Source organism: Ruoffia sp. FAM 24228, assembly GCF_045528575.1.
Lineage (GTDB): Bacteria > Bacillota > Bacilli > Lactobacillales > Aerococcaceae > Ruoffia > Ruoffia halotolerans.
Window position 1 is genome coordinate 1 of sequence record NZ_JBGQQZ010000182.1, and the last position, 255, is coordinate 255.

Genomic DNA, 255 nt, shown 5'->3' on the forward strand with positions numbered 1-255 from the left:
CTACTCCCGAACCAAAGCGATTAAAGACGATCCATCTTTTCGGTTCCTATCAACCACGTCTAAGTTTGATTTTTTAAAACGAGGCAGTAAGGATTATTACGAAATACGTTTCCGAGTGGTTAGACTCGAGCTAAGTGAAAGCACCTACGAGTGCTTGATAACAAATCTTGATGACAACTTTACACCCAATGACTTAAAAGAATTATACCATTTACGGTGGGGAATTGAGACTTCTTTTCGTGATTTAAAGCATTC

1 protein-coding gene is annotated in these 255 nt (G+C 38.4%); it reads left to right on the forward strand.

Features of this window, described 5'->3' with window-relative positions:
• Positions 1-115: 115 nt before the first annotated feature.
• A partial coding sequence (locus ACEN33_RS12585) for a transposase (protein WP_407094282.1) occupies positions 116-255 on the forward strand: 140 nt, incomplete at its 3' end.